This window comes from uncultured Treponema sp. (assembly GCF_946187725.1).
Classification (GTDB): Bacteria; Spirochaetota; Spirochaetia; order Treponematales; family Treponemataceae; genus Treponema_D.
Genome location: NZ_CAMHSK010000076.1, coordinates 1 through 4,172, shown reverse-complemented (window position 1 = coordinate 4,172; position 4,172 = coordinate 1). Strand labels below are relative to the sequence as shown.

The window sequence follows — 4,172 nt, the reverse complement described above, 5'->3', positions numbered from 1 at the left end:
TTTTGCGCCTGCAATACGCTGATTCCTTGCACTTTTTTGAGAAGAAGGATTTGAACACGATGTCGTTTTTTAGGTTGAGAATCCTTCCTTCTGCGACGGCCCGTGCTGCCTGTTCCTTGACTTCGTCATCGATTATGATTTGATATTTCATATCGCCACCTTTTTTACAAATAAATTTTGCATAAGGTGTTCTTTTCCCCATGCATATATTTATTTGAAAAAAAAGTCACTTTTCGGCAATGTCTACAGATAATATTTTGTTATAATTACAAGAAAGGCCGCCAAGTTCTTTGAATTAGACGGTTACATTCTGTTTATCAAGATGAATAAAAGCACATGGATAGGACGATGTTAGCATTGCTGTGAATGTGTGATAAAAGCTACGCAGCAGAAATTATGCCACTTTAAATACGATGAAATGGATTGTAAGAGAAACATCCCCAGAGTGGGTTTTGCTCTGGGGGATGAGGGTGTTTAGCTGTACTAAATTGTTTTACCAGCGTGAGGAAAAATCAGTTTTCAGATTTGAATATAATTCCACCGAGAGCGTATTCTTTCGAAGTGCTTCCGTCTCTTGCAAAAGTGTATGTACCTGATACAAGTGTAAATTCAATAGCCTTTACACCCAAACCGGCATTATTTTTTGAATATTCACAAGTATATGACTTTGTTGCGTCTTCAGTATTAGTAAATTTAAATCCATGTCCCTGCGTATTATTCTGTAACATATACAAAACACATTTGGTGTTTTGCTTAAGTGTCATAGTAAATTTGGCAGAACTATTAATTTTCAAACCTTTTGCAAGATAACCAGTAACAGTTGAAACTGACGAAGAACCATCTAGTGTAAACTTATAATCCTTGTAGTCAGTTGAGGCATCAGTGATAGTTACATAATCAGTTGCTGTATTTTCTATTTTACTGTTAAAGGTCAACTGGCCATAGACAACTCCCCCCTTCGTGACACTAACACTCTTTTCCGCACTGTAGTCTGTTCCCTCAACCGTAATCTTCGCAGTGATTGTTACTTCGCCTTCTGCCACGGCAGTTACTTTTCCAGTCTGGTCAACAGTTGCGATTGAATCGGCACTTGAAGACCAAACAACAGTTGCATTACCGGCATTTGTGACATTTGCTGTCAACTGGATTGTTGCGGCCTCTTCACCTTCACCGGCGAGAGTAACGCTGTCATCTCCAGAGATTGAAATTGTTGGCTCATCGGCGGTTGGGAATGTTGCGATGTGATCTGGCTCGCTACCATAGAATGCAACGATGTCTGCACGAGTGATGTCTTTTACAGCGATGCTAACGATATAGCCATTGTCGCCACCTTCGATTTTTGCGAAGCCTGCTGTTTTTGCGGTGTATGTTTTTGCTGAAGCATCCGTAACATTCTCTGTTTTGCCGTCTGCTAATGTAACTGTGTAATTTGTATATCCACTGTAACCGGTGACTGTCAATTCACTTCCAGCACTTACAGGAACATAAATAAATGAACCCGCACCAATCTGAACGCTGTTACCATTGTCACGGTAAGTTCCTGCAATCACCAAAGCCATCGACGGAGAAGTTGAAACAAAGTAATGCTTTGAAACTGATTCATCATTTCCAGAGTATGTAACCTTGTTATTCTCTGAATCTGGTGTTGCGGTTGTATATACAGAAAGGTCAGACATAGCTGCAAAGTTCCATGTTACATCGACTTTTGCGTCCTCTGGTTTTTCGGCACGCTCATCTGTGACATTGATTGTGAATTCTTTTGAGACGATTGATTTGTAAGAAGTTGTGTCTGTTGGTGTGAATGTTGCCTTTGCTTTTACAGAAGAAGCCCCTGTTGCAAGAGTTACATCTGTTGAATCCCAAGCCCAGGCACCTTCAACTTCTGTTTCACCAGCAAGGGCTTTTACTGAATCAAGACTTACATTAGCCAAAGTGATTTTATAAGAATCGCCCTTGTTGCTATTTGTTACAGTTGAAGGAATTGTGTATGAAACATCTGATGTTGAGGCAGTAAGAGATGTTCGAGAATCAGTAAGTAAAGTTTTTTCAACTGATGTTACAGTCTGCTCATCTCCACTCTTTTCAATTCCATTACCAGAAAGTGTAACCTTGATATCACGATATACAATGTTATCTGACTTAGGATTTGAAGTGCCAGTTGGAGATGCACCCACAGCGAAATAAACAGGTTTTCCACTTGGGAATGTAAAGTTAGACTCAGTAAATGTTGCAGATGTACCATTTTCACCAGTTGAAGTAAATTTCAAAGTAAATCCGGTCTCAGTTTTTTCATATTCAATTTCTATTAAATAATCTTTTGTTGTTGATGCATTGCAAGCTTTATCTTTACTGCTAAACAAACCTGAGCTACCCCAACCTTTAATTCCCTGAGCAGTTGCGAAGATTCCTGCATTTGAGACAACTGCAGTATCAGTATACAAAGAATCCAACAAATTAAGCAAACCAAGTCCAATGTGACCAGATGTGCTCTTCCAATTAACTACTGCAGAAATTTTTGCAGATGTAATATTTTCATCCATCAAGTTCTGATTGAAAACAATCACATCATTTTGTTTATTAAATCCTGAAAGAACATAACTTCCCAGAGTTGCAGAATTTTCAGTTTCATCAAGTGTGATTTTGACATCAGAATTACCAGCTGTAACTAAATACATTTTGTTTTCAATGAATGGTTTCTTAATCACAACCTCAATTGTCGCATTTTTTCCGCCATAAGTGATTGTGACTGTCTGGCTTTCTGCTGGATTTGTTGAGTCGAATCCAGTTGCTACGAAGTCAGTTGCGTTATCTGCACTGTATGCGACTGTTGTGTTCTTGCTTGTGTCGTTGTAAGTCAAGCTGAGAACGAGTCCTGTTAGGTCAAGTTCATCGCCAACTGTGAATTCTGTTTTATGAGCAGAAGATTCATCGATTGCGATGCTTTCAAGAGCAACAGCCGTCAATGTGACAGAAAGTGCTGTTTCCTTTCCATTATATGAAATCTTAATACTCTGTGCCTGTGTGCTGGTTGGATCGTAGTCCGCTACTGATGCGGCCGGTGAATCGACATCATTTGTCGAATTGTCATTGTAGGTCTCTACTATTGTAATCTTTTTGAGAAGGTCTTCATCAGAAAGTCCGGCGTAGAGAAGTGGCTGAGTTTCGCTGTCTTTCCATTTTGCCGAAATCGATTTGAGGACTTTGCTTGCGTCTACGGTCAGGGCTGTGGCATTTGAGATTGAGCCTGTGCCGTTTCCGACTGTGACTGTGTAAGTTCCGACGGGCACATATTCTGAGAAGACTTTGCATGCTTTTGAGTCTACAGTTCCATCAACTGATTCTGTAAGTTCGATTGTTTTGATGACTTCATCGCCGTCTTTCATTGTGAGCACGACTTTCTGGTCTTCTTCGTTTGTGATTGTGTCAAAACTTGTTACATTAACTGTTGCCTTGTACTGTTTTACGGCAATCTCAACATCAGCTTCAATTTCTCCGGTTGGAATCGGATAAACGGCAAGAGTTTTGCTTCCAAGAACGGTCGGCTCTTTTGTGGTAACTGCGCCTTCTCCAATTTCCGCGTCATCTGCAAGAAGTTCAAATTTGACCCAGCGTGTTCTGCCAGAGCCCAAAGCACCTGTAATCATGTTTGGAGCATCATCTTCTGGAGACAAAGCATCCTGACCATTCACAACCAATTCAGTCAATGCCGCGTCATTGTAGAGTGAAGGTATCGCTGAATTCGCCGTATTTTACGGTAACAAGAACCTCTTCTCCCGGCACGCTTGAATCGAACACGATTTCTAGTTTTTCATCATCATTTGCGATAACTTTCTCAGACTCATCACTGTATACAGCAGAGATTACCATGCCCTCTTTTGATAAGACCTCTCCTAGTCCATATTCAGTTTTGGTCGGCAAGTTTGTTACTTTGATTGAAGTGAACGAAATGACTTTGATTTCAAATTCAGAAGATACACCGCCAGCAGAAGCCCTAACGACAGCAACACCTGCAGCAAGTCCTGTTACAAGACCAGTTTTTTTGTCCAATGAGATTACAGGATTTTCTGCATCTTCACCTGCGGAAACAAGCGTCCATGTGATAGTGGTATTCTCTGCATTTTCAGGCAAAACCTTTGCAGTGAGCTGAATTTCGCCTTCAACTTCAACAGTGT

2 protein-coding genes are annotated in these 4,172 nt (G+C 40.5%); both read right to left on the bottom strand.

Annotation, left to right across the window (positions count from 1 at the left end; all coding sequences use genetic code 11):
* Window positions 1–512: 512 nt before the first annotated feature.
* Entirely contained in the window at window positions 513–3,704 is a 3,192-nt protein-coding gene (locus Q0Q74_RS14120) for an Ig-like domain-containing protein (RefSeq protein ID WP_294431908.1), read from the bottom strand.
* Window positions 3,705–3,711: 7 nt separating this feature from the next.
* The coding region (locus Q0Q74_RS14115; RefSeq protein ID WP_294431906.1) for a bacterial Ig-like domain-containing protein at window positions 3,712–4,172 on the bottom strand (461 nt) is incomplete at its 5' end.